This is a genomic window from Pseudomonas sp. LS.1a, from assembly GCF_022533585.1.
Classification (GTDB): Bacteria; Pseudomonadota; Gammaproteobacteria; order Pseudomonadales; family Pseudomonadaceae; genus Aquipseudomonas.
In genome coordinates this window covers 3,305,816-3,329,403 of sequence record NZ_CP092827.1, presented here as the reverse complement: position 1 = coordinate 3,329,403, position 23,588 = coordinate 3,305,816, and the positions used below count along the sequence as shown (strand labels likewise).

Here is a 23,588-nt window from a genome sequence, read left to right as displayed (position 1 = left end):
TCGGGGCTTGTAGATAGCTTGCCAGAGCCGTTCGATATGTCAAACGACCGGGGAGGGCTTTGGGGTGGGGAATGCGCCGGTTTTGGGGGCTGAAACTGATGCGGGCCTGCTGCGGCGTGGGTTTGGCGGGGGTTGTGGTCAATAATATTTAACGATGCAGTTGGGTCTTTGCAGCGGTGCAATGAAGGTGTCGCCTGTACCGGCCTCTTCGCGGGCTCGCCCGCTCCCACAGGTTCACCACAGGTCCCGAAGGCCGAGGTGATCCTGTGGGAGCGGGCGAGCCCGCGAAGAGGCCGGTACAGGTGTCAGTGCAGTATCTGCGCCAGGAACCCCTTGGCACGCTCGGTACGCGGCTGGTTGAAGAACACCTGCGGCGGGCTGTCTTCGATGATCTGCCCGCCTTCCAGGAACAGCACCCGCTCGGCCACCTGCCGGGCAAAACCCATTTCATGGGTGACGCAGAGCATGGTCATGCCGGTGCCGGCCAGTTGCACCAGCACATCCAGCACTTCGGCGACCATCTCCGGGTCCAGCGCCGAAGTAGGCTCGTCAAACAGCATGATCCGCGGCTTCATGCACAGCGCGCGGGCAATCGCCACGCGCTGCTGCTGGCCGCCAGACAACTGGCTGGGGTATTTGTGCGCCTGGCTTTCGATACCAACCTTCTTCAGGTACATGCGCGCCCGCTCTTCGGCGTCCTTGCGCGACAACCCGCGCACGCTGGTGGGGGCCAGCAGGCAGTTGTCCAGCACGCTCATGTGCGGGAACAGGTTGAAGTGCTGGAACACCATGCCGATGTCGCTGCGCACCTGCGCCGCTTCGCGGGTGGTGGCCGCCAGGTCGATGCCATCCACCTTGATGCTGCCCTGCTGGGCCACTTCCAGGCGGTTGATGCAGCGGATCAGGGTCGACTTGCCCGAGCCGGACGGCCCGCACAGCACGATGCGTTCGCCTTCGCGCACCTGCAGGTCGATGTCACGCAGCACGTGGAAGGCGCCGTAGTGCTTGTTCAGGCCTTCGATGCGGATCAGCACCGGGCGCGGGTCGGGTTCGGGGGCAAGGGTGGCAAGGCTCAATGGTGCGGTCATCTTGTTGTTCTCCCGCAGGGGTTCAGTCGAATCGGGTCGCGCTGTAGGGCGCGGGGTCGGTGAAGGGGCGTTCGCCGGTGACCAGCTCGGCCACCAGCCGGCCGCTGACCGGGCCAAGGGTGAGGCCGTGGTGGGCGTGGCCGAAGTTGAACCACAGCCCCGGGTGGCGCGGCGCCGGGCCGATCACCGGGCGCATGTCCGGCAGGCATGGGCGACGGCCCAGCCAGGGGGTATCGTCCAGACGCTCGCCCAGGGCCGGGAACAGCTTGCGCGCCAGGGCTTCGCAACGGCCCAGCTGGATCTGGTTGCCCGGCGCGCTGCTGGCGTCGAACTCGATGCCGGTGGTCAGGCGCACGCCACGGGCCATTGGTGCCAGCACGTAGCCGCCCTGGGTGTCGCAGATGGAATGCTCCAGTTGCGCGCCGTCACGGGTGCTGTAGTGCATGTGGTAGCCACGCTTGATCGCCAGCGGGATCTGGTAGCCCAGGCCGCTGAACAGGTCGGCCGATTGCGGGCCGAGGCAGGCCACCACCTCGTTGGCGGTGATCGGGCCGCGGCGGCTGTCTACCTGCCATTGGCCGTCGACCTGGCGCAGGCTGCGCGCATCGCCATGCAGGAACTGCCCGCCGCGTTGCATGAACAGGGTGGCGTAGCCACGAGTGAGGGCGCCGGGGTTGTTCACGGTCTTGGGGTCGAGCCAGTGGATGCCACCGACCACGCTGGCGTCCAGCTGATGTTCGCGGGCCTGCAACTGCCCGCATTCGAGGATTTCGAACTGCAGGCCATATCGGCTCAGGCCCTTGGCGTCGGCCTTGGCCTGCTCGAACAGCGCCGGGTCGCGGAACACTTCGATCCAGCCTTTGGCCTGCACCAGCGCTTCCAGGCCAGCGGCAGCGATCAGGGCGTCGTGTTCTTCGACGCAGCGCTGCACCAGCGGCAGCATGTCGGCAGCGGCCCCGGCCAGGCGCCCGGGGGCCGACTGGCGCCAATAGCGCCACAGCCAGGGGGCGGCCTTGGGCAGGTGCAGCAGGCTGTAGCGCACATCGGGCTGGCGGTTCAGGCCGTAGCGCAGCAGCGCGCCCAGTTGCCGGGGGAAGGCATAGGGGATCACGCTGGAACGCTCGATCAGCCCGGCGTTGCCGTGGCTGGTGCCGCTGCCTGGTTCGTCGCGGTCGATCAGGATCACCTGGCGCCCGCGGGCCTGCAGGTGCAGCGCGGTGCTGACGCCGACGATGCCGGCGCCGAGGACAAGGGTCTGGCAATGCATGGAACGTATCCTTCGGTCAGTTCAGGTGGCGGCCCAGGCGGGCTTCCAGGTGTTTCAGCAGGCGCCGCACCAGTTCGACAATCAGCAGGTAGAGCACAGCGGCCCACAGGTAGATCTGGAAGTCGAAACTGCGCGAGAAGGCCAGTTTGGTCACGCCCATCAGGTCGTAGATGGTCACCAGCGAGGCGATCGCGCTGGCCTTGATCATCAGGATCAGTTCGTTGCCCAGCGGGCCGATGGCCACCAGCAGCGACTGTGGCAGGATCACCTTGAAGAAGGTGGTCGAGCGCTTCAGGTTCAACGCCCGCGCCGCCTCATGCTGGCCGGGGGCGACGGCCATCAGGCTGCCGCGGAAGATCTCGGCCTGGTAGGCGGCGGTGTTCAGGGTGAACGCCAGCAGGGTGCAGAACCACGCTTCGCGGAAGAACCACCACAGGCCGACGTCCTGCCAGAAGCCCTTGAGCGAACCCAGGCCGTAATACAGCAGGAACAGCTGGGCCAGCAGCGGCGAGCCGCGGAAGAAGTACACGTAGCCGGCGGCCATGCGCTGCAGCAGCAGGCTGCGCGACATGCGCGCCAGGGCCAGCAACAGGCCGAGCACGGCACCCAGGCTGAAGGAAATCGCCACCAGTTTGGCGGTTACCAGCAGGCCATCGAGGAAGCGCGGGCCGTAGCGGTCCAGCAGGTCGGGGTCGAGGACCAGCGCCAGCAGTTGTTCGAAGCTCATGCGCGTGCTCCTTGCAGGTGGCGGTTGCTGCGCCGTTCGATGAAGGCGAACACACGCCCGGAAATGGCGGCGAACAGCAGGTAGCCCAGGCAGGCGACGCCATAGAAGAACATCGGCTCCTTGGTCACGCTGACCGCCAGGTTGGTCTGGCGCATCAGGTCGACCAGCGAGATGGTGGATACCAGCGAGGTGTCCTTGAGCAGCGACAGCCAGTTGTTGGACAGGCCGGGCAGGGCGATGCGGGTCAGTTGCGGCAGCAGCACCTTGAAGAAGCCGGTGCGCTTGCTCAGGCCCAGCGCCGAGCAGGCTTCCAGCTGGCCCTTGGGCAGGGTCTTGAAGGCTGCCAGCCAGATTTCGCTGGAGAACGCGGCGAACACCAGGCTGAAGGCGATCATTGCGGCGAGGAAGGTATTGATCAGGAACTCGCCCTGGTAGCCCATGGCCGCGAGGATCTTCTGCGCGGCGATCTGGCAGCCGTAATAGATGATCAGCAGTGTCAGCAGTTCGGGCAGGCCGCGGAACACGGTGGAGAAGGTGGTGGCCCAGGCCCGCGGCAAGCGCTTGCGCGAGCGTGCGGCAAGGGCGACCACCAGACCCAGTGGCAGGCCGATGGGCAGGCAGGCCAGGGCCAGGGAAACGGTGACCAGCGCGCCGGCCAGCAGCGCCTGGCCCCAGCCTCCGCTGGCGAAGGACAGCAAGGACAATTGATCGAGCATGACAAACCCCTTGGGCGGGTAGTGCGATCTCTGTGGGAGCGGCTTTGCGTCGCGCAAGGGCTGCGTAGCGGCCCCAGGATTCATGCAACTGCACAGATTGCCGGGGCCGCTGTGCGGCCCTTTCGCGACGCTAGGCCGCTCCCACAGGGGTTGCGCAAAACTTCCTGAAGATCAGTTGTAGATATCGAAAGCGAAATACTTGCTGGCGATCTTCTGGTAGGTGCCGTTGGCCACGATCTGTTGCAGCGCAACGTTCAGGCGCTGGCGCAGGGCTTCGTCGTCCTTGCGCACGGCAATGGCAGCATCGGCCTTGGTGTCGGCCACGTCGCCAAGGATCTTGCAGCAGTCCCCGCCATTCTTGGTCATCCACTCGTGCAGCGGGAATTTGTCGGCAATCACGCCATCCAGGCGGCCCGCGGCCAGGTCGGCGTTGGCTTCGTCCATGGTCGGGTACAGTTTCACGTCGGCACCGGCCTTGGCGTAAACGTCTTCGGCGTAGATGGCCTGGGTGGACGACGACTGAGCGCCAACGGTGTAGCCGTCGAAGTTGGTCTGGGCGTCGTTGATCTTGCTGTCCTTGGCTACGGCAACGGTCAGCGGGGTGCGGTAGTAGTGGTCGGTGAAGGCGATTTTCTTGCGCCGTTCTTCGGTATTGATCATCGACGCGACCACTGCATCGTACTTGCGTGCCATCAGCGCCGGGATAATGCCTTCCCAGTCCTGGGCCACCAGTGTGCACTCGACTTTCATCTGCTCGCACAGGGCATGGGTGATGTCGACGTCGAAGCCGTGCAACTGGTTATTGGCGTCGACGTAGTTGAAGGGCGGGTAGGCGCCCTCGGTGGCGAAGCGCAGGGTTTCGGCACTGGCGGCACCCGACAGCAGCAGGGCGCACGCACCCACCAAGGCCATGGTCTTGTTCATCTCGCACCTCATTGCACTCTTGCTATTGTTGTTTTCCCGTCGACCACGAGGTGTAGCCGACGAATTCGTTATGTAGAGCGGCAGTTGCTTCCAAGCGTTTTTCAACATCCGGCCCGAGCTTCTTGCAGACCTCGTTGACCATCAGGTGCACCCACGACAGCATGGTCGAGGTGGACTCCCAGAACAGGTTGAACTCGGTGGGGATGCGGAACACCTCGTCGGCGTTGGCATCGGCCCAGTCACAGAAGGGGTCGGTCACCAGGGTGACCGCAATGCCAGCCTCGCGCGCCTTCTGGCACAACAGCAGGGCATGGCGGGAATAACGGCGGGCTTCGAACACCACCAGGGCGCTGTCTTCGGCGCGCCCCAGCAACACTTCGCCAAAGTGCCCGGCACTGATATCGACCAGTTGCACGCCGTCGCGCAGGTACTGCAGCAGGTGGCTCATGCACATGGCGATGCCGCGCTCGGTCTGGAAGCCGGCGATGAACACCCGGCGCTTGCTCGCCAGGCGTTGCGCAACGCTATGCCAGGCACTGCTCTGGCGATACTCGTGCACGCGCACCAGGGCGGCGATTTCCAGCTCCAGGCTGCCGGCGTTGTCGCTGGCGTCCTGGTTCTGGCGGTAATCTTGCAGGCGGTCACCCACTAACCACGGGCCATCGCCCAGGTCGTTCTGCAGGTCTTGCTTCAACGCCTTGAGGTGGGCATAACCCAAGGAGCGGCAGAAACGGCCGACGCTGGATTCGCTGACGCCCAGCTTGACGGCAATGCTGGCCGAAGTCTGGAACGGCAGTTCATGGAGGTTGGCAAGCATGTAGCTGGCGATCTTGCGGCCCGAAGCAGCGGCCCCTTCCAGGCTGTTTTCCAGGCGTTGCTTGATCGGTTGGCTCATGCTGCGGCTCCAGGGGTCAGGCTTGCGAAAGAAAATGGCTGTTTTCTGTCATCAAGTCAACATTTGACAGATAGCTGTCACATGCAGGAAAGTTTTTGTCGTTGCAACGCTGTAGCCATTCCAATTCCAACAAGGAGCTTCAGATGTCCGCACCTTCCACCAGCACCGTCGTGCGTGTGCCTTTTACCGAGCTGCAGGGCTTGTTGCAGAGCATCTTCCAGCGCCATGGCTGCAGCGAAAGCGTGGCCCGGGTGCTGGCCCACAACTGTGCCAGCGCCCAGCGCGATGGTGCCCATAGCCATGGGGTATTCCGCATGCCCGGCTATGTCTCGACCCTGGCCAGCGGTTGGGTCGATGGCCAGGCCGCGCCGAAGGTCAGCGACGTGGCGCCCGGTTATGTTCGCGTCGATGCCGCAGGCGGCTTCGCCCAGCCGGCGCTGGCGGCGGCCCGTGAACTTCTGGTGGCGAAGGCGCGTAATGCTGGCATCGCCGTGCTGGCGATCCACAACTCGCACCACTTCGCTGCGCTGTGGCCGGATGTGGAGCCATTCGCCGACGAAGGCCTGGTAGCCCTGAGCGTGGTCAACAGCATGACCTGCGTGGTGCCGCACGGTGCCCGCAAGCCGCTGTTCGGCACCAACCCCATCGCCTTTGCCGCACCCTGCGCGGAACATGACCCGATCGTCTTCGACATGGCCACCAGCGCCATGGCCCATGGCGACGTGCAGATTGCCGCGCGCGCTGGCCAGCAATTGCCGGAGGGCATGGGGGTGGATGCCAATGGTGAGCCGACCACCGACCCCAAGGCGATTCTGGAAGGCGGCGCCTTGCTGCCATTTGGCGGGCACAAGGGCTCGGCCCTGTCGATGATGGTCGAATTGCTGGCGGCGGCGCTGACCGGCGGGCATTTCTCCTGGGAGTTCGACTGGTCGGGGCACCCGGGGGCGAAGACGCCGTGGACCGGGCAGTTGATCATCGTCATCGACCCGAGCAAGGCCGAGGGCGAGCGGTTTGCCCAGCGCAGCCGCGAACTGGTCGAGCAGATGCAGGCGGTGGGGCTTACGCGCATGCCCGGCGAGCGGCGTTATCGCGAGCGCGAGGTGGCCGAGGAGGAGGGGGTGGCGGTGACCGAGCAGGAGTTGCAAGGCCTGAAAGAGCTGCTTGGCTGACCCGAACCATTCGCGGGTAAACCCGCTCCCACAGGGTTATCACAGGTTTTGAAAATTGTGCATGACCTGTGGCAGCGGGTTTACCCGCGAAGAATCCAGCACCAATCCTCAGCCATGCAATGTTGCATAGACAACCTTGCACAATAGTTGATGTTCCTGAGCCCGCACTCCGGGTATGCTCAGGGCTGCATTTTCGAACTGTCCTGATCCAAGGAGCTGCACGCTGTGTTCAAACATGTCGATGCCTATGCCGGCGACCCGATCCTCTCGTTGATGGAAACCTTCAAGGCCGACCCGCGCGCCGACAAGGTCAACCTGAGTATCGGCCTGTACTACGATGAGGCCGGCGTGGTGCCGCAACTGGCGGCTGTGGATGCGGTGGAAAAACGCATCGCCGGCCAGGACCACGAAGCCTCGCTGTACCTGCCGATGGAAGGCCTGGCCAGCTACCGCCAGGCGATCCAGGCGCTGCTGTTCGGTGCCGATCACCCGGCCGTGACCGGCGGGCGCGTGGCCACCGTGCAGACCGTGGGTGGCTCCGGCGCCCTGAAAGTCGGTGCCGACTTCCTCAAGCGCTACTTCCCGCAGTCCGAAGTCTGGGTCAGCAATCCGACCTGGGACAACCACCGCGCCATCTTCGAAGGCGCCGGTTTCAAGGTGCACACCTACCCGTACTTCGACCAGGCCACCCGTGGCGTGGACTTCGATGGCATGCTGGCCACCCTGCAGACCCTGCCGGCCAACAGCGTGGTGCTGCTGCACCCGTGCTGCCACAACCCCACCGGTGCCGACCTGGAACAGCACCAGTGGCAACAAGTGGTTGAAGTGGTCAAGGCACGCCAACTGATCCCGTTCCTCGACATCGCCTACCAGGGCTTTGCCGAAGGCCTGGTGGAAGACGCCTACGCCATCCGCGAAATGGCCCGCGCCGGTGTGCCGTGCCTGGTCAGCAACTCGTTCTCGAAGATCTTCTCGCTGTACGGCGAGCGGGTCGGTGGCCTGTCGGTGGTCTGTGACGATGATGCCACTGCCCAGAGCGTGCTCGGCCAGCTCAAGGCTACCGTGCGCCGCAACTACTCCAGCCCGCCCAACTTCGGCGCCCAGCTGGTCGCTGGCGTGCTGAGCGATGCCGCCCTCAATGCCCAGTGGGCCGAGGAAGTCGAAGTGATGCGCAAGCGTATCCTCGACATGCGCCAGGCGCTGGTCGATGCCCTGGCCGTGCTGCTGCCGGGCCAGGACTTCCAGTTCTTCCTGCGCCAGCGCGGCATGTTCAGCTACACCGGCTTCAGCGTCGAGCAGGTGCGTCGCCTGCGTGACGAGTTCGGCGTGTACCTGATCGACAGCGGCCGCGTATGCATGTCCGGCCTGCGCCCGGCCAACCTGCAACGGGTTGCCGAAGCCTTCGCCGCCGTCCAGAAGTAACACCCACGGGGCCGCGGCCTTTGTGGCAGTGTGGCCTTTGTGGGAGCGGCCTTGTGTCGCGAAAGGGGGGGCGCAGCGCCCCCGGCGTTTGCAGCTTCGCCGCGAATATTGCCGGGGTAGCTTTGCGGCCCTTTCGCGACACAAGGCCGCTCCCACACCTCCCAAATCCCCCCTGCAGTCCACCGGCATAACCCGCTTGTAAAGACAAGTGCAACCGCTCCTCGGAAAAGGGCTTCGCAAGTGCAACCTTTCCGTGCACAATCGCGCTCCCTTTTTCGGTTGAGTTGGGCGAAACGTCTATTTCGCCATTCTCAGCCTGTTGCAGTCTTGCGAGTGGAGCTTCACCCGGAATGAATGAGCAGGCCCCAAGCGTTGAACAACGCTTTGCAGAATCGACCCCCGCCACCCTCGGCAGCTGGTCGCGTCACGACACCACCTGGATGCTGGGCCTGTTCGGCACAGCGATCGGCGCCGGAACCCTGTTCCTGCCGATCAACGCCGGCCTCGGCGGCTTCTGGCCGCTGCTGATCCTGGCCATATTGGCCTTCCCAATGACCTATTTCGCTCACCGCGGGCTGACCCGTTTCGTCCTTTCCGGGCGCGATGGCGGCGATATCACCGAAGTGGTCAAGGAGCACTTCGGCATCACCGCCGGCGCCTCGATCACGGTGCTGTACTTCTTCGCGATCTTCCCGATCCTGCTTATCTATAGCGTGGCGCTGACCAACACCGTGTCCAGCTTCCTGGAGCACCAGTTGCACATGCAGCCGCCGCCACGGGCCATCCTGTCGTTCGTGCTGATCCTCGGCCTGCTGGCCATCGTGCGCTGCGGGGAGCAGGCCACGGTCAAGGTCATGAGCCTGCTGGTCTACCCGTTCATCGTTGCCCTGGCGTTGCTGGGCCTTTACCTGGTGCCGCACTGGACCGGTGGCATTCTCGACAGCGCCGCCCAGGTGCCGCCGGCCTCGGCTTTCCTGCACACCCTGTGGCTGGCGATTCCGGTGATGGTGTTCTCGTTCAACCACTCGCCGATCATCTCCGCCTTTGCCGTCGACCAGAAGCGCCGCTACGGCGAGCATGCCGATGAGCGTAGCGGCCAGATCCTGCGCCGAGCCCACCTGCTGATGGTGGTGATGGTGCTGTTCTTCGTGTTCAGCTGCGTGCTCACCCTGAGCAGCGCCCAGCTGGCCGAGGCCAAGGCGCAGAACCTGTCGATCCTGTCGTACCTGGCCAACCACTTCAGCAACCCGACCATCGCGTTCGCTGCGCCACTGATTGCCTTCGTGGCCATCGCCAAGTCGTTCCTCGGCCACTACATCGGCGCCAGCGAAGGCCTCAAGGGCATCATCACCAAGGCCGGCGCTCGCCCGGGTGCCAAGGCCCTGGATCGCGTGGTTGCTGCGCTGATGCTGGTAGTGTGCTGGATTGTCGCCACCCTCAACCCGAGCATCCTCGGCATGATCGAGTCGCTCGGCGGCCCGATCCTCGCGGTGCTGCTGTTCCTGATGCCGATGTACGCCATTCGCCGCGTGCCGTCGATGCGCAAGTACAGCGGTGCTGCCTCCAACGTGTTCGTGGTGGTAGTCGGCCTGGTTGCGCTGACCTCGGTGGTATACGGCCTGCTCGGCTGATACACCGCCTGCAATGACGAATGCCCGGGTCGCTTGTCGCGACCCGGGCATTTTTTTGTCCACAGGAATTGTCCGGCAATAGAACAATTTTACCTGCCCCCATAGGCACCCGACCGCCTTCATGCTTAACTCAGTGTCCTTTTCAAACCCCGCATAAGGATTTCGTCATGGCTCAAGTGACTCTCAAAGGCAACCCGGTTCAGGTCAAAGGCGAACTGCCGAAAACCGGCGCCCAGGCGCCGGCTTTCTCCCTGGTCGGTGAAGGCCTGGCTGACAAGTCGCTGAAAGACTTTGCCGGCAAGCGCAAGGTGCTGAACATCTTCCCGAGCGTCGACACCCCGACCTGCGCTACTTCCGTGCGCAAGTTCAACGCCCAGGCCAACGATGTGGCCAACACCGTGGTGCTGTGCATCTCCGCCGACCTGCCGTTCGCCCAGGCACGCTTCTGCGGTGCCGAAGGCCTGGACAACGTGAAGAACCTGTCGACCCTGCGTGGCCGCGAGTTCCTCGAAAACTACGGCGTGGCCATTGCCGATGGCCCGCTGGCCGGTCTGGCCGCCCGTGCCGTGGTGGTGCTGGACGAAAACGACAAGGTGCTGCACAGCGAGCTGGTTGGCGAAATCGCTGATGAGCCGAACTACGAAGCAGCGCTGGCCGTACTGAAGTAATGGTTGTGGGGCAGGGCGGCTGAATACTGCTCTGGCCCCTTCGCGGGTAAACCCGCTCCCACAGGGATTTCACAGGCTTTGAAACCTGTGCAGTACCTGTGGGAGCGGGTTTACCCGCGAAGGGGCCGGCACAGGCAGCGGAAACCTTTTAGCCCGCTACCTGCTCCAAGCAACACCCTGTAAACGGCCCGGAACACGTTCCGGGCCGTTTTCATTTAAAGTTCAAACCCTTGGCAACGTCAGGCAAAGGTAAACCTCTGGTAAAGGCGCTTTGCTAAAACGATGTCAGTGCTTATCGTTCATCCTCCCCAAGTCGTCATTCCGAACAAGGTTCGTTCAACCCATGCAAGCGTCCAATTCCCGTTCCCCTCGTCGCTGGCTCGTCGGCCTGCTGATCCTGCTGCTGGTGGCTGCACTGGCCTGGTGGCTGTGGCCGGCAGCGACACCTGCGCATAAAGAAGCCAGTGGCGGGCGCGGTGGCAAGGGCATGGGCATGATGGGCGGGCGGCCGGGCTTCGGCGGCTCCAGCGACCCGGTGCCGGTGCGCGTCGAGCCGGTGCGGGTGGGCGACTTCCCGCTGTACTACAAGGCCCTGGGCACAGTCACCGCGACCAACACCGTCAACGTGCGTAGCCGCGTGGCTGGCGAGCTGGTGAAGATCCACTTCAAGGAAGGCCAGCAGGTCAAGGCCGGCGACCTGCTCGCCGAGATCGACCCGCGCCCGTACCGCATTGCCCTGCAACAGGCCGAAGGCACCCTGGCGCAGAACCAGGCGCAGCTGAAGAATGCCCAGGTCGACCTGGCCCGCTATAAAGGCCTGTACGCCGAAGACAGCATTGCCAAGCAAACCCTCGACACCGCCGAAGCGCAGGTGGCGCAGTTCCAGGGGTTGGTGAAGACCAACCAGGCGCAGGTCAACGACGCTCGCCTGAACCTCGATTTCACCCAGATACGCGCGCCGATCAACGGCCGCGTGGGCCTGCGCCAGCTCGACCTGGGCAACCTGGTGGCGGCCAACGACACCACTGCGCTGGTGGTGATTACCCAGACCGAGCCGATCAGCGTCGCCTTCACCCTGCCGGAAACCGAGCTGAGCACCGTGCTGGAGCGCTACCGTAGCGGCGCCAGCCTGCCGGTCGAGGCCTGGGACCGCAGTGACAGCAAGCTGCAGTCCACCGGCGTGCTGGGCAGCATCGACAACCAGATCGACACCACCACCGGCACCCTCAAGTTCAAGGGCCGCTTCGAGAACAAGGACCTGGCCCTGTTCCCCAACCAGTTCGTCAACGTGCGCCTGCTGGCCGACACCCTCAAGCAGGTGACCATGGCCCCGGCGGCGGCCATCCAGTTCGGTAACGACGGCACCTTCGCCTATGTGGTCAACGCCGAGAGCAAGGTCAATGTGCGAAAGCTCAAGGTGGGGGCCAGCGACGGCCAGAACAGCGTCATCCTCGAAGGCCTGAAGGCCGGCGACCGCCTGGTGCTGGAAGGCACCGACCGCTTGCGCGAAGGCACCAAGGTGGAAGTGGTCGAAGACAGCTCGCAAGTGCCGACCACGCCGGGCCAGCAGCTGCAAGGCCAGGAAGCCAAGGGCTCGGCACGCGCTGGTGATGTGCAGCCTGGTGAAGCACAGCCTGGTAGCGCAGCAGGCAAGGCGGGCGCATGAACCTCTCGCGTCTGTTCATCCTGCGGCCGGTTGCCACCACGCTGAGCATGCTGGCCATCGTCCTGGCCGGCCTGATCGCTTACAAGCTGCTGCCGGTTTCCGCTCTGCCGCAGGTGGATTACCCGACCATCCGGGTCATGACCCTGTACCCCGGCGCCAGCCCGCAGGTCATGACCAGCGCCGTTACCGCGCCGCTGGAACGCCAGTTCGGCCAGATGCCGGGCCTGGAGCAGATGGCCTCGACCAGCTCCGGCGGCGCCTCGGTGCTGACCTTGCGCTTCAACCTCGACATGAACATGGACGTTGCCGAGCAACAGGTGCAGGCCGCGATCAACGCCGCCAGCAACCTGCTGCCCAGCGACCTGCCAGCGCCGCCGGTGTACAACAAGGTCAACCCGGCCGACACCCCGGTGCTGACCCTGGCCATCTCCAGCAAGACCATGCCGCTGCCCAAGCTCAACGACCTGGTCGATACCCGCGTGGCACAGAAGCTCGCGCAGATCAGCGGTGTGGGCATGGTCAGCATTGCCGGTGGCCAGCGCCAGGCGGTGCGGATCAAGGTCAACGTCGATGCCCTGGCCGCCAACGGCCTGAACCTGGAGGACGTACGCACCCTGATCGGCGCCTCCAACGTCAACCAGCCCAAGGGCAACTTCGACGGCCCGACCCGGGTGTCGATGCTCGACGCCAACGACCAGCTGCGCTCCCCTGAGGAGTACGCCAACCTGATCCTGGCCTACAACAACGGCGCACCACTGCGTCTCAAGGACGTGGCCGAAATCGTCGACGGCGCGGAAAACGAGCGCCTGGCTGCCTGGGCCAATGAAAACCACGCGGTGCTGCTGAACATCCAGCGCCAGCCGGGCGCCAACGTCATCGAAGTGGTCGATCGCATCAAGGCCCTGCTGCCGTCGATCACCGACAACCTGCCGGCCGGCCTCGATGTTTCGGTGCTCACCGACCGCACTCAGACCATCCGCGCCGCGGTCAAGGACGTGCAGCACGAACTACTGATCGCCATCGCCCTGGTGGTGATGGTCACCTTCGTCTTCCTGCGCCGCTTCAGTGCCACCCTCATTCCTTCGATCGCCGTGCCGTTGTCGCTGATCGGCACCTTCGGCGTGATGTACCTGGCCGGCTTCTCGGTCAACAACCTGACGCTGATGGCCCTGACCATCGCCACCGGCTTCGTGGTCGACGATGCCATCGTGATGCTGGAGAACATCTCCCGGCACATCGAGGAGGGCGAGACGCCCATGCAGGCGGCGCTCAAGGGCGCCCGGCAAATCGGCTTCACCCTGATCTCGCTGACCTTCTCGCTGATTGCGGTACTGATCCCGCTGCTGTTCATGGCCGATGTGGTCGGCCGCCTGTTCCGTGAGTTCGCCATCACCCTGGCGGTGGCCATCCTGATTTCCCTGGTGGTATCGCTGACCCTGACGCCGATGATGTGCGCGCGCCTGCTCAAGCGCGAGCCCAAGGAAGAAGAACAGGGCCGGTTCTATCGCGCCAGTGGCGCCTGGATCGACTGGCTGATCAGGCACTACGGCAGCGCCCTGCAGTGGGTACTCAAGCGCCAGCCGCTGACGCTGCTGGTGGCCGTGGCCAGCCTGGCGCTCACCGTGTTCCTGTACATGGTGGTGCCCAAGGGCTTCTTCCCGGTGCAGGACACCGGGGTGATCCAGGGCATTTCCGAAGCGCCGCAGTCCACATCGTTCGCCGCCATGAGCGAACGCCAGCAGGCCCTGAGCAAGGTGATCCTGCAGGACCCGGCAGTGCAGAGCCTGTCGTCCTACATCGGCGTCGATGGTGACAACGCCACGCTCAACAGCGGCCGCCTGCTGATCAACCTCAAGCCTCATGGCGAGCGTAATGTCACTGCCAGCGAGGTGATCGACCGCCTGCAACCGCAAGTCGACCGGCTGGTGGGCATCCGCCTGTTCATGCAGCCGGTGCAGGACCTGAGCATCGAAGACCGGGTCAGCCGTACCCAGTACCAGTTCAGCCTGTCGTCACCGGATGCCGAGCTGCTGGCGCAGTGGAGCGGCAAGCTGGTGCAGGCGCTGCAGCAGCGTCCGGAACTGGCCGACGTGGCCAGCGACCTGCAGGACAAGGGCCTGCAGGTGTACCTGGTGATCGACCGCGACATGGCCAGCCGCCTGGGCATCAGCGTGTCGCAGATCACCAACGCCCTGTACGATGCCTTCGGCCAGCGCCAGATCTCGACCATCTACACCCAGGCCAGTCAGTATCGCGTGGTGTTGCAGTCCAAGGATGCGGCGGTGATTGGCCCGCAGGCGCTGGAGTCGATCCACGTCAAGGCCACCGATGGTGGCCAGGTGCGCCTGTCGGCGCTGGCGCGCATCGAGCAGCGCCAGGCCCAGCTGGCCATTTCCCACATCGGCCAGTTCCCGGCGGTGACCCTGTCGTTCAACCTGGCCCACGGCGCGTCGCTGGGCGAGGCGGTGCAGGTGATCGAGCAGGTGCAAAAGGACATTGGCATGCCGCTGGGCGTGCAGACCCGCTTCCAGGGCGCGGCGCAGGCCTTCCAGGCATCGCTGTCGAGCACCTTGCTGCTGATCCTGGCGGCGGTGGTGACCATGTACATCGTGCTGGGCGTGCTGTACGAGAGCTACATCCACCCGGTGACCATCCTTTCGACCCTGCCGTCGGCGGCGGTCGGCGCCTTGCTGGCCTTGCTCATCAGCGGCAACGACCTGGGCATGATTGCCATCATCGGCATCATCCTGTTGATCGGCATCGTCAAGAAAAACGCGATCATGATGATCGACTTTGCCCTCGAGGCCGAGCGCCAGCAAGGCATGAGCCCGCGCGATGCCATCTACCAGGCCGCTCTGCTGCGCTTCCGGCCGATCCTGATGACCACCCTGGCCGCGCTGTTCGGCGCCGTGCCACTGATGCTCGCCACTGGTTCCGGCGCCGAGCTGCGCCAGCCGCTGGGCCTGGTGATGGTCGGTGGCTTGCTGGTCAGCCAGGTGCTGACGCTGTTCACCACCCCGGTCATCTACCTGTACTTCGACCGCCTGGCCCGCCGTTGGCGCCCGGCCACTGACGTGAAGCAGGCCGAGGCATGAACCTGTCCGGTCCTTTCATCCGTCGCCCGGTGGCGACCATGTTGTTGAGCCTGGCGATCATGCTGCTGGGCGGGGTCAGCTTCGGCCTGCTGCCGGTGGCACCGCTGCCACAGATGGACTTCCCGGTGATCGTGGTGTCGGCCAACCTGTCCGGCGCCAGCCCGGAAGTCATGGCGGCCACCGTGGCCACTCCGCTGGAGCGCAAGCTGGGCAGCATTGCCGGCGTAACCACGCTGACCAGCAGCTCCAACCAGGGCTCCACACGGGTGATCATCGGCTTCGAGATGGGCCGCGACATCGACGGCGCGGCGCGCGAGGTGCAGGCAGCGATCAACGCCACCCGCAACCTGCTGCCCAGCGGTATGCGCAGCATGCCCACCTACAAGAAGATCAACCCGTCGCAGGCACCGATCATGGTGCTGTCGCTGACCTCGGACGTGCTGCAGAAAGGCCAGCTGTACGACCTGGCCGACACCATCCTGTCGCAGAGCCTGGCCCAGGTACCGGGGGTAGGCGAGGTACAGATCGGCGGCAGTTCGCTGCCGGCGGTGCGGATTGCCGTCGAGCCGCAATTGCTCAACCAGTACGGCCTTTCTCTGGATGAAGTACGCACGGCGGTATCCAACGCCAACCAGCGCCGGCCGATGGGCTTTGTCGAGGACGCCGAGCGCAGTTGGCAGGTGCGTGCCAACGACCAGCTGGAAAGCGCCAAGGACTACGAGCCGGTGGTGATCCGCCAGCAGAACGGCACCATCCTGCGCCTGTCCGACGTGGCGAGCATCACCGACGGCGTCGAGAACCGCTACAACAGCGGCTTCTTCAATGACCAGAGCGCGGTATTGCTGGTGGTCAACCGCCAGACCGGCGCCAACATCATCGAAACGGTCGACCAGATCAAGGCACAGCTGCCGGCCCTGCAGTCGCTGCTGCCGGCCAGCGTGCAACTGAACGTGGCCATGGACCGCTCGCCAGTGATCAAGGCCACCCTCAAGGAAGCCGAGCACACCCTGCTGATCGCCGTGGTGCTGGTGATTCTGGTGGTCTATCTGTTCCTCGGCAGCCTGCGTGCCTCGCTGATCCCCAGCCTGGCGGTGCCGGTGTCACTGGTGGGCACCTTCGCGGTCATGTACCTGTGCGGTTTCTCGCTCAACAACCTGTCGCTGATGGCGCTGATCCTTGCCACCGGCCTGGTGGTGGACGACGCCATCGTGGTGCTGGAGAACATCTCCCGGCACATCGAGGACGGCCAGCCGCCGATGAAGGCGGCCTTCCTCGGGGCCAAGGAAGTGGGTTTCACCTTGCTGTCGATGAACGTGTCGCTGGTGGCGGTGTTCGTCTCCATCCTGTTCATGGGCGGCATCGTGCGCAACCTGTTCCAGGAGTTCTCCATCACCCTGGCGGCAGCGATCATCGTATCGCTGGTGGTGTCGCTGACCCTCACGCCGATGCTGTGCGCCCGTTGGCTAAAACCACACCAGGCCGAGCAGACCCGCCTGCAGCGCTGGAGCGACCAGTTGCACCAGCGCATGGTCGAGGCCTATGACCGCAGCCTGGGCTGGGCCCTGCGTCACAAGCGCCTGACTCTGATCAGCCTGTTGGCCACCATCGCTATCAACATCGCCCTGTACGTGGTGGTGCCCAAGACGTTGATGCCGCAGCAGGATACCGGCCAGCTGATGGGCTTCATCCGTGGCGACGATGGCCTGTCGTTCAGCGTGATGCAACCGAAAATGGAAATCTACCGCCGTGCCTTGCTGGCCGACCCGGCGGTGCAGAGCGTTGCCGGCTTCATCGGTGGCAACAGCGGGACCAACAATGCCTTTGTGCTGGTACGCCTGAAGCCGATCAGCGAGCGCAAGATCGATGCGCAGAAGGTGATCGAGCGCTTGCGCAAGGAAATGCCCAAGGTACCTGGTGGGCGCCTGTTCCTGATGGCCGACCAGGACCTGCAACTGGGCGGCGGCGGCCGTGACCAGACTTCTTCGCAGTACCTGTACTCCCTGCAGAGCGGCGACCTGGCGGCGTTGCGCGAATGGTTCCCGAAAGTGGTGGCGGCGCTGCGTACACTGCCGCAGCTGACTGCCATCGACGCCCGCGACGGTGCCGGCACCCAGCAGGTGACCCTGGTGGTCGACCGCGACCAGGCCAAGCGCCTGGGCATCGACATGGACATGATCACCACGGTGCTGAACAACGCCTACAGCCAGCGGCAGATTTCCACCATCTACGACAGCCTCAACCAGTACCAGGTGGTGCTGGAGATCAACCCGAAGTACGCCTGGGACCCGAGCACCCTCGAGCAGGTGCAGGTGATTACTGCCGACGGTGCCCGCGTACCGCTGTCGACCATCGCCCACTACGAGAACAGCCTGGCCAACGACCGGGTCAGCCACGAAGGCCAGTTCGCCGCCGAAAGCATCGCCTTCGATGTCGCCGAAGGCTACAGCCCCGACCAGGCCATGGCGGCGCTGGAGCGTGCGGTGGCCAAGCTGGGCTTGCCCGAGGAAGTGATCGCCAAGCTCGGTGGTTCTGCCGATGCCTTCGCCAAGACCCAGGAAGGCCAGCCGCTGATGATCCTTGGCGCGCTGGTGCTGGTTTACCTGGTGCTGGGTATCCTTTACGAGAGCTACATTCACCCGCTGACCATCCTCTCGACATTGCCCTCGGCCGGCGTCGGTGCCTTGCTGGCGTTGTACGTCACCGGCGGCGAGTTCAGCCTGATCTCGCTGCTGGGGCTGTTCCTGCTGATCGGCGTGGTGAAGAAAAACGCCATTCTGATGATCGACCTGGCCTTGCAGCTGGAGCGCCACCAGGGCCTGACACCGGAAGAGTCGATCCGCCGGGCCTGCCTGCTGCGCCTGCGGCCGATCCTGATGACTACCCTGGCGGCCATCCTCGGTGCCTTGCCGCTGCTGCTGAGCCGCGCCGAAGGCGCGGAAATGCGCCAGCCGCTGGGCCTGACCATCATTGGCGGCCTGGTGTTCAGCCAGATCCTCACCCTTTACACGACACCGGTGGTCTACCTGTACCTGGACCGCCTGCGTCACCGTTTCAACCGTTGGCGCGGCGTGCGCACCGACGCCGCCCTGGAAACCCCGCTATGACTTTTGCCCAGACCCCACTTCATCGCGCCCTGCAGACGCTGACCCGTGGGCGTGGCTCGCGCCTGCTCAGCGCCGGGTTGTGCGTCGCCTTGCTCAGCGCCTGCACCCTGAGCCCGGACTACCACCGCCCGGAGCTGAGCAGCACGGCGCAGTTCAAGCACGCCGAAGGCTGGACCCAGGCCACGCCGTCCGATGCCATCGCCCGCGGCGCCTGGTGGGAAATCTACGGCGATGCCGGGCTCAATGCGCTGGTCGAAGAGCTCAACCGCAGCAACCAGACCGTGGCGCAATCGGAGGCTCAGTACCGCCAGGCCCAGGCGCTGGTGCGCAGCAGCCGGGCGGCGCTGTTCCCCAGTCTGGACCTCAGCGTCGGCAAGACCCGTTCGGCACAGGGCACCGGCAGCTCCAGCTCGAGCCTGTCCAATAACAGCAGCGGCATACGCAACACCTACAACGCCCAGCTTGGCGTCAGCTGGGAAATCGACCTGTGGGGCAAGCTGCGCGAGACCCTCAATGCCAACCAAGCCAGTGCCGAAGCCAGCCTGGCCGACCTGGCCTCGATCCGCCTCAGCCAGCAGTCGGAACTGGTGCAGAACTACCTGCAGTTGCGGGTGATCGACGAGCAGAAGCGGCTGTTGGAAGCCACTGTGGCAGCCTATGAACGTTCGCTACGGATGAACGAAAACCAGTACCGCGCCGGTGTCGCCGGCCCTGATGCGGTGGCCCAGGCGCGTACCCAGCTCAAGAGCACCCAGGCTGACCTGATCGACCTGATCTGGCAGCGCGCCCAGTTCGAGAACGCCATTGCCGTGCTGCTGGGCAAGACCCCCGCCGACTTCGCCCTGGCCGACAGCAAGGCCATTCCGGCGCTGCCGCAAATTCCGGTGGCCTTGCCCTCGCAGTTGCTGGAGCGACGCCCGGACATCGCTGCAGCTGAACGCAACGTGATGGCGGCCAACGCCAATATCGGCGTGTCGCGGGCGGCGTATTTCCCGGACCTGAGCCTGAGCATGAGTGGCGGTTATTCCAGCAGCAGCTTCAGCAACTGGATCGAACTGCCCAACCGCTACTGGTCGGTGGGCCCGCAGCTGGCGCTGACCTTGTTCGACGCCGGCAAGCGCAGTGCCGAGGTGGACCGCACGGTGGCGGTGTATGACCAGACCGTGGCGCAGTACCGCCAGACCGTGCTCGACGGCTTCAAGGAAGTGGAAAACCTGCTGGTGCAGTTGAAGGTGTATGGCGATGAAGCGGTAGTGCGCCAGGAGGCACTGGATGCCGCCCGCGAGTCGTTGCGCCTGACCGAGAACCAGTACCGCGCCGGGCTCATCGGCTACCTGGATGTGGTCAACGTGCAGACCACGGCGCTGAGCAACGAGCGCAGTGTGTTGAACCTGCTGCAGGGGCGCCTGGTGGCCAGCGTGCAGCTGGTTGCCGCGCTGGGCGGTGGTTGGGATGCGGAACAGGCGTTTGCCGAGCAGGATTGAAATATTCGCAGTGCTTTGTGGGAGCGGCCTTGTGTCGCGACAGGGCCGCAAAGCGGCCCCAGGTTCTCGACACAATGGCTGATATTGCTGGGGCTGCTTCGCAGCCCTGTCGCGACACAAGGCCGCTCCCACAAAAGAGAATGCATTTCTGCGAGGCCGTATGGCGTCTTCCCTTTGGGTCCTTTCCCATTCGCAAAAACCCCGTGCGTTTCGCTTAAGCTTGAGTACAATCGTCAGCTTTTTCCGGGCCTCCCGTCCCGCCGCTGGAACTCCCAATGCTGACCGGTAGCTACTCCTTTTCGCTGGTGTTGATTTCGCTGTGCGTGGCGATCCTGGCGTCCTATACCGCCCTTGACCTGACAGGCCGCATCGCCATGGCCAAAGGCCGGGCTGCCTGGCTGTGGATGGTGGGGGGCGCGCTGGCCATGGGCATCGGCGTGTGGTCGATGCACTTCATTGGCATGCTCGCTTTCAGCCTGCCCATAGACCTGGGTTACGACCTCGCCCTGACCGCGTTCTCGCTGCTGATTGCCGTGTTGTCCTCGGGCTTTGCCTTGTGGCTGGTCAGCCAACCGAGCCTGCCGGGACTGCAGTTGGGGTTTGGTGCGCTGATCATGGGCGCAGGCATCGCCTGCATGCACTACACCGGTATGGCCGCGCTGCGCATGCTGCCGGGCATCGACTATGACCCGACGCTGTTCGGTGCTTCGCTGCTGATTGCCGTGGGCGCCTCGGCAGCGGCCTTGTGGATCGCCTTCCGCCTGCGCGCGCACACCCCCTATGTGCGGCAGATTCGCGGCCTGGCGGCAGTGGTGATGGGCTTTGCGATCGTCGGCATGCACTACACCGGCATGGCGGCGGCGAACTTCCCCGAGGGCAGTTTCTGCGGTGCACTGGCGGGCGGCGGTTTGCAAGGCGATGGTCTGGTCTACCTGGTGTTGATCACCACCCTGGCCGTACTGGCAGTGGCCTTGCTCACCTCGGTGCTGGACGCCCGCCTCGAGGCGCGCACCGCCGAGCTGGCCCGCTCGCTGACCCTGGCTAACCAGGAACTGACCCAACTGGCCTTGCACGACACGCTCACCGACTTGCCTAACCGATCCCTGCTGGCCGACCGCATCGAGCAGGCCATCGCCAAGGTGGCGGAGCAGGGCGGCTGTTTTGCCTTGATGTTCATCGACCTGGATGGCTTCAAACCGGTCAATGATGCTTTTGGCCATCACATCGGTGACCTGCTGCTCAAGGCCGTGGCGGCGCGCCTGCGCGGTCACCTGCACAGCCAGGACACGCTGGCGCGCATCGGCGGCGACGAATTCGTGCTGCTGGTGGAACTGCGTGAGCCGAACGATGCCATGGATGTGGCAGTCAAGCAGGTCAACCTGGTGTCACGGCCGTTCCGCGTGGCCGAGCATGACCTGCAACTGACGGCGAGCCTGGGCATCGTCCTGTACCCGGGCAATGGCCAGGACCAGCACGAGCTGCTGCGCAATGCCGACGCCGCCATGTACCACGCCAAGAGCGCCGGCAAGAATGGCTACAGCTTCTTCGACGTGTCGATGAACAGCAACGCCCGCCAGCAATTGCAGCTATTGCAGGACCTGCGCCAGGCCCTCGAGCAGCGTCAGTTCCGCCTGCACTACCAGCCCAAGTTCGACGCCCAGGCCTGCCAGCCGATCGGGGCCGAGGCCTTGTTGCGCTGGGAGCACCCGCAGCAGGGCTTGTTGCTGCCTGACCGCTTCATTGGCCTGGCGGAAAAGACCGGCCTGATCATCCCCATTGGCGAGTGGGTGCTCATCGAGGCCTGCCGGCAGATGCGCGAGTGGCTGGACCAGGGGTACCAGGGCTGGCGCATGGCGGTGAACCTGTCGGCCATCCAGTTCTGCCATGCCGGGCTGGTCGAGAGCGTGGCCCGGGCCCTGCAGCAGAGCAACCTGCCGGCCAACTGCCTGACCCTGGAAATTACCGAAACCACTGCCATGCACGACGCCGATGCCAGCCTCACGGTGCTGCAGCAGTTGTCCGACATGGGCGTGGACTTGTCCATCGATGACTTTGGTACTGGCTATTCCAGCCTGATGTACCTCAAGCGCCTGCCAGCCAACGAGCTGAAGATTGACCGCGGCTTCGTGCGTGAGCTGGAGCAGGACAGTGACGATGCGGCGATCGTCTCAGCCATCGTCGCGCTAGGCCAGGCGCTGGGCCTGCGCATCGTTGCCGAAGGGGTGGAGACCGACAAGCAGCAGGACTTCCTGACCCGCCTGGGCTGCGATTCGTTGCAAGGCTACCTGCTGGGCCAGCCGGTGCCAGCCGAGCAGTTCATGGGCAAGTTGCAGGCCATGCGCCAGGAGAGTACGGCAGTGGGCTAGACCGCGTCACGCAGGGTGAAGGCGGGCATGAAGGCATCCATCTCCGCCTCGACGGCCTCGATGATGCGCTCTACATCGGCGGCGGCCATGATCGCCGAGCAGGGGATGCCGGCAATCGCCAGCAGGGTTTCACCGGTGGCGCGGTCAAACAGCCGTGCAACCATGCTGCGTGGCGCATCCATGCTGGCTTCGAAGCCCAGCGGGTGGAAATGCCAGCGCATCACCTGGCAGGCGTTGGGGAACGTCATCTTGTTCATGCCAGCCTCCTTGTCCTACCTGGACGTGGTGAGTGGGTGGCCACATCGATGCGGCCGCCGGGAAACTAACCATAGCACCTGCCACGCGCGATTCTCGGCGGCAAACAAGACAAATGTGTTAATGCATGACAGCGGTCACATCCTTGTCACGGAAGCTGTCCGGCGGGGGCTGCCAGGCAAACGTTTTCCTTGCACGATTGCAGCGGCTACCGGGGGAGGTAGCTAGATTTTCTGGTGAGGCTGTCGTTCAGTATTTTCCGACGAGCGGCGCGGCGGTCATTGGGTATTTCCCTTAATCAACGCCTGCGAATATGAGTGCGTTGTTCTCCCAATTGGTTCGGTGATTGAGTGTCAGCTCTCGGTGCTCGCGGAGTTGGAGGTTCAAGTGTCAGGTGCAGGGTGTTGACCCTCATGGAGAGCTCTGTTGGCACCGCAGCAGCAGCAGCGGTTATTACTTCGCGGCCTGCTTCAAAAATCGGGGTTAGCTGCCTGCCCGCATCACGCAAAGTGTCCGCGACAACTTCATCAACCATTCGAATTAGCGCTTCGGTAGCGCGATTGAAATGACGTGAAGCCGTCACCGTCGTTCGAGCAACGGCACGAAGCAGGTAACGGAATATCGGAAATTGACCGCTTGGATCATGCCTGTTGATGGGGTCTCCCAGGCAGTAGCTGTAAGGATTCGCTCCCCCTTTGTCAAAAGGAGACAGCATGTCAGGAGATGTAAAGCGGAAAACTTCGGGTTTATAAACCCGTCGTCCATTGCCCAATGGATATCCGCCAGACGTCTCATCGAAGTGTTGACCGACGAACGCTGCCATGAGCAGGGCAGTCCCTATGCGGCCTCCTCCAAAGGGAGGGTATTGATAGGCTGACGGTGCTGCGGAGCTCCCTATGACCGATTCTGCCGAATCCAAATGAAAGAGCTGTACCTTCCTGTTGCTTGATTGCTGCCCGATCGCGACTGCCTGAGCCATTACTAGTCGTTCAGCCCTCGACCCAATCAGACTACACAGACGGTTTGATTGATAGAAATGTCTGGTAGGGCTTGGTGGTTTCTCAAGAGCCGTCATGTTATCGACCTGTGGAGGTTGGTGGGCTTTTGATTT

17 protein-coding genes are annotated in these 23,588 nt (G+C 64.1%); 9 read left to right on the top strand and 8 right to left on the bottom strand.

The window, feature by feature from the left end; translation table 11 throughout:
• Nucleotides 1–305: 305 nt before the first annotated feature.
• The 6 genes from MKK04_RS15260 to MKK04_RS15235 all read right to left on the bottom strand — a co-directional run bounded on the left by MKK04_RS15260 (nucleotide 306) and on the right by MKK04_RS15235 (nucleotide 5,617).
• Nucleotides 306–1,088 carry an amino acid ABC transporter ATP-binding protein gene (locus tag MKK04_RS15260; RefSeq protein WP_063914997.1) on the bottom strand — a complete coding sequence of 261 codons (783 nt, stop codon included), beginning with the start codon at nucleotides 1,086–1,088 and terminating at the stop codon, nucleotides 306–308.
• Nucleotides 1,089–1,110: 22 nt separating this feature from the next.
• Complete coding sequence (locus MKK04_RS15255; protein WP_207837702.1) at nucleotides 1,111–2,355, bottom strand: NAD(P)/FAD-dependent oxidoreductase; 1,245 nt, start codon at nucleotides 2,353–2,355, stop codon at nucleotides 1,111–1,113.
• 16 nt (nucleotides 2,356–2,371) lie between these two features.
• A complete protein-coding gene (locus MKK04_RS15250; protein WP_025338833.1) occupies nucleotides 2,372–3,082 on the bottom strand; it encodes an ABC transporter permease in 711 nt (236 codons plus the stop codon).
• Nucleotides 3,079–3,798 (bottom strand): ABC transporter permease, encoded by a 720-nt coding sequence (locus MKK04_RS15245; RefSeq protein ID WP_004376260.1) that lies wholly within the window; start codon nucleotides 3,796–3,798, stop codon nucleotides 3,079–3,081. The genes MKK04_RS15250 and MKK04_RS15245 overlap by 4 nt, the downstream gene beginning before the upstream one ends.
• A gap of 171 nt (nucleotides 3,799–3,969) precedes the next feature.
• Nucleotides 3,970–4,722 (bottom strand): transporter substrate-binding domain-containing protein, encoded by a 753-nt coding sequence (locus MKK04_RS15240; RefSeq protein WP_233688274.1) that lies wholly within the window; start codon nucleotides 4,720–4,722, stop codon nucleotides 3,970–3,972.
• A gap of 22 nt (nucleotides 4,723–4,744) precedes the next feature.
• Entirely contained in the window at nucleotides 4,745–5,617 is an 873-nt protein-coding gene (locus MKK04_RS15235; protein WP_233688275.1) for a MurR/RpiR family transcriptional regulator, read from the bottom strand.
• Between the two features lie 143 nt (nucleotides 5,618–5,760).
• Between MKK04_RS15235 and MKK04_RS15230 the strand changes: the two genes are divergently transcribed.
• The 9 genes from MKK04_RS15230 to MKK04_RS15190 all read left to right on the top strand — a co-directional run bounded on the left by MKK04_RS15230 (nucleotide 5,761) and on the right by MKK04_RS15190 (nucleotide 22,222).
• On the top strand, nucleotides 5,761–6,786 hold the full coding sequence (locus tag MKK04_RS15230) for an Ldh family oxidoreductase (RefSeq protein ID WP_207837711.1): 1,026 nt from the start codon (nucleotides 5,761–5,763) through the stop codon (nucleotides 6,784–6,786).
• A 225-nt stretch (nucleotides 6,787–7,011) separates the two neighbouring features.
• A complete protein-coding gene (locus tag MKK04_RS15225) occupies nucleotides 7,012–8,208 on the top strand; it encodes an amino acid aminotransferase (RefSeq protein WP_063915003.1) in 1,197 nt (398 codons plus the stop codon).
• 350 nt (nucleotides 8,209–8,558) lie between these two features.
• The gene (locus MKK04_RS15220) at nucleotides 8,559–9,839 is read left to right on the top strand and encodes a serine/threonine transporter (RefSeq protein WP_207837713.1); all 1,281 of its coding nucleotides are present in this window, start codon (nucleotides 8,559–8,561) and stop codon (nucleotides 9,837–9,839) included.
• Nucleotides 9,840–10,006: 167 nt separating this feature from the next.
• The gene (gene tpx, locus MKK04_RS15215; protein ID WP_233688276.1) at nucleotides 10,007–10,507 is read left to right on the top strand and encodes a thiol peroxidase; all 501 of its coding nucleotides are present in this window, start codon (nucleotides 10,007–10,009) and stop codon (nucleotides 10,505–10,507) included.
• 343 nt (nucleotides 10,508–10,850) lie between these two features.
• The gene (locus MKK04_RS15210) at nucleotides 10,851–12,173 is read left to right on the top strand and encodes an MdtA/MuxA family multidrug efflux RND transporter periplasmic adaptor subunit (RefSeq protein ID WP_233694437.1); all 1,323 of its coding nucleotides are present in this window, start codon (nucleotides 10,851–10,853) and stop codon (nucleotides 12,171–12,173) included.
• Nucleotides 12,170–15,268 carry an MdtB/MuxB family multidrug efflux RND transporter permease subunit gene (locus MKK04_RS15205; protein ID WP_207837719.1) on the top strand — a complete coding sequence of 1,033 codons (3,099 nt, stop codon included), beginning with the start codon at nucleotides 12,170–12,172 and terminating at the stop codon, nucleotides 15,266–15,268. The genes MKK04_RS15210 and MKK04_RS15205 overlap by 4 nt, the downstream gene beginning before the upstream one ends.
• Nucleotides 15,265–18,372 carry an efflux RND transporter permease subunit gene (locus tag MKK04_RS15200; protein WP_207837721.1) on the top strand — a complete coding sequence of 1,036 codons (3,108 nt, stop codon included), beginning with the start codon at nucleotides 15,265–15,267 and terminating at the stop codon, nucleotides 18,370–18,372. Before MKK04_RS15205 ends, MKK04_RS15200 begins: the two co-directional genes overlap by 4 nt.
• Nucleotides 18,369–19,856 carry an efflux transporter outer membrane subunit gene (locus MKK04_RS15195; RefSeq protein ID WP_207837723.1) on the top strand — a complete coding sequence of 496 codons (1,488 nt, stop codon included), beginning with the start codon at nucleotides 18,369–18,371 and terminating at the stop codon, nucleotides 19,854–19,856. Before MKK04_RS15200 ends, MKK04_RS15195 begins: the two co-directional genes overlap by 4 nt.
• 275 nt (nucleotides 19,857–20,131) lie before the next feature.
• Nucleotides 20,132–22,222 (top strand): putative bifunctional diguanylate cyclase/phosphodiesterase, encoded by a 2,091-nt coding sequence (locus MKK04_RS15190; protein WP_241105629.1) that lies wholly within the window; start codon nucleotides 20,132–20,134, stop codon nucleotides 22,220–22,222.
• Here MKK04_RS15190 and MKK04_RS15185 read toward each other — a convergent pair.
• Complete coding sequence (locus MKK04_RS15185) at nucleotides 22,219–22,479, bottom strand: DUF1652 domain-containing protein (RefSeq protein WP_207837727.1); 261 nt, start codon at nucleotides 22,477–22,479, stop codon at nucleotides 22,219–22,221. The two genes, MKK04_RS15190 and MKK04_RS15185, sit on opposite strands and share 4 nt — an antisense overlap.
• 296 nt (nucleotides 22,480–22,775) lie before the next feature.
• Nucleotides 22,776–23,456 carry an RHS repeat-associated core domain-containing protein gene (locus tag MKK04_RS15180; protein WP_267933762.1) on the bottom strand — a complete coding sequence of 227 codons (681 nt, stop codon included), beginning with the start codon at nucleotides 23,454–23,456 and terminating at the stop codon, nucleotides 22,776–22,778.
• Between the last annotated feature and the right edge of the window lie 132 nt (nucleotides 23,457–23,588).

Excerpts from the sequence above, each read along its gene's own strand:
- MKK04_RS15260 (WP_063914997.1), bottom strand. The coding sequence starts at position 1,088 with ATGACCGCACCATTGAGCCTTGCCACCCTTGCCCCCGAACCCGACCCG.
- MKK04_RS15255 (WP_207837702.1), bottom strand. The coding sequence starts at position 2,355 with ATGCATTGCCAGACCCTTGTCCTCGGCGCCGGCATCGTCGGCGTCAGC.
- MKK04_RS15250 (WP_025338833.1), bottom strand. The coding sequence starts at position 3,082 with ATGAGCTTCGAACAACTGCTGGCGCTGGTCCTCGACCCCGACCTGCTG.
- MKK04_RS15245 (WP_004376260.1), bottom strand. The coding sequence starts at position 3,798 with ATGCTCGATCAATTGTCCTTGCTGTCCTTCGCCAGCGGAGGCTGGGGC.
- MKK04_RS15240 (WP_233688274.1), bottom strand. The coding sequence starts at position 4,722 with ATGAACAAGACCATGGCCTTGGTGGGTGCGTGCGCCCTGCTGCTGTCG.
- MKK04_RS15235 (WP_233688275.1), bottom strand. The coding sequence starts at position 5,617 with ATGAGCCAACCGATCAAGCAACGCCTGGAAAACAGCCTGGAAGGGGCC.
- MKK04_RS15230 (WP_207837711.1), top strand. The coding sequence starts at position 5,761 with ATGTCCGCACCTTCCACCAGCACCGTCGTGCGTGTGCCTTTTACCGAG.
- MKK04_RS15220 (WP_207837713.1), top strand. The coding sequence starts at position 8,559 with ATGAATGAGCAGGCCCCAAGCGTTGAACAACGCTTTGCAGAATCGACC.
- tpx (WP_233688276.1), top strand. The coding sequence starts at position 10,007 with ATGGCTCAAGTGACTCTCAAAGGCAACCCGGTTCAGGTCAAAGGCGAA.
- MKK04_RS15210 (WP_233694437.1), top strand. The coding sequence starts at position 10,851 with ATGCAAGCGTCCAATTCCCGTTCCCCTCGTCGCTGGCTCGTCGGCCTG.
- MKK04_RS15205 (WP_207837719.1), top strand. The coding sequence starts at position 12,170 with ATGAACCTCTCGCGTCTGTTCATCCTGCGGCCGGTTGCCACCACGCTG.
- MKK04_RS15200 (WP_207837721.1), top strand. The coding sequence starts at position 15,265 with ATGAACCTGTCCGGTCCTTTCATCCGTCGCCCGGTGGCGACCATGTTG.
- MKK04_RS15195 (WP_207837723.1), top strand. The coding sequence starts at position 18,369 with ATGACTTTTGCCCAGACCCCACTTCATCGCGCCCTGCAGACGCTGACC.
- MKK04_RS15190 (WP_241105629.1), top strand. The coding sequence starts at position 20,132 with ATGCTGACCGGTAGCTACTCCTTTTCGCTGGTGTTGATTTCGCTGTGC.
- MKK04_RS15185 (WP_207837727.1), bottom strand. The coding sequence starts at position 22,479 with ATGAACAAGATGACGTTCCCCAACGCCTGCCAGGTGATGCGCTGGCAT.
- MKK04_RS15180 (WP_267933762.1), bottom strand. The coding sequence starts at position 23,456 with ATGGCTCAGGCAGTCGCGATCGGGCAGCAATCAAGCAACAGGAAGGTA.